Genomic DNA, 1,067 nt, shown 5'->3' with positions numbered 1-1,067 from the left:
CGCCAGCCGCTCGGCTGGCTAGAGTCAGTGGATGGAACAACGAACTCTTGGTAAGACCGCACGCTCCGTTTCGACCGTAGGGCTGGGCACCTGGCAGCTCGGCGCCGACTGGGGAGACGTAGACCTCAACGATGCCACAGCCATCCTCCACGCCGCCGTCGATTCCGGCATCACCTTCTTCGACACCGCCGACGTGTACGGCGATGGCCGCAGCGAACAGACCATCGGCGCCTTCCTGGCGGATAACCCCGGCATGGACATCACCGTCGCCACCAAGATGGGCCGCAGGGTGGAGCAGAAGCCGGAGAACTACACGCTGGCAAACTTCCGCCAGTGGATCGACCGGTCCCGCACCAACCTCCGTGTGGACACTCTCGACCTGGTGCAGCTGCACTGCCCGCCGTCGTCGGTTTATTCCGACGCCGAGGTCTACGACGCCCTCGACACGCTGGTCAGCGAAGGCGCCATCCGCAACTACGGGGTCAGCGTCGAACGCACTGATGAGGCCCTGGCCGCCCTCAAACACGGCAACATTGCGACCATCCAGATCATCCTCAACGCCTTCCGCCTAAAGCCACTGGACGAGGTGCTGCCCGCGGCCAAGGAGGCTGGCGTCGGAATCATCGTGAGGGTTCCGCTCGCCTCGGGGCTGCTCTCCGGCAAGTATTCAAAGGACACGACGTTCGCCGAGAACGACCACCGGAACTACAACATCAGCGGTTCAGCGTTCGACGTCGGAGAGACCTTCTCGGGCGTTGACTTCAATACCGGTTTGACGGCCGTCAAGGAGTTCGAGGGTTTGGTTCCTGACGGCGTGACCACCGCCCAGGCCGCGATCGCCTGGATTGTGGCGCAGGACGGCGTCAGCACCGTCATCCCCGGCGCCCGCACCGTGGAGCAGGCGCGCGCCAACGCAGCAGCAGCGGACACCGGGGATCTTGGGGCCCGGTTGAACGACGGCGTCCGTGATATCTACGACCGCCACTTCCGTGAAGCGATCCACCCCCGCTGGTAAACGGCACACCGGCCCTTTGGTCGGAGACCTGATCGACCGACGACGACGGCTC

Annotated in this window: 1 protein-coding gene; it reads left to right on the top strand. The window is 64.6% G+C overall.

The genetic code is table 11. The features are described from left to right. The first annotated feature begins 31 nt into the window (after positions 1-31). Positions 32-1,015 carry an aldo/keto reductase gene (locus tag K728_RS0104940; protein ID WP_024476027.1) on the top strand — a complete coding sequence of 328 codons (984 nt, stop codon included), beginning with the start codon at positions 32-34 and terminating at the stop codon, positions 1,013-1,015. Positions 1,016-1,067: the final 52 nt, after the last annotated feature.

This window comes from Arthrobacter sp. CAL618 (genome assembly GCF_000468215.1).
Taxonomy (GTDB): Bacteria; Actinomycetota; Actinomycetes; order Actinomycetales; family Micrococcaceae; genus Arthrobacter_D.
Note: the sequence above shows the minus strand (reverse complement) of the source record. Positions and strands in the feature narration are given on the sequence as shown.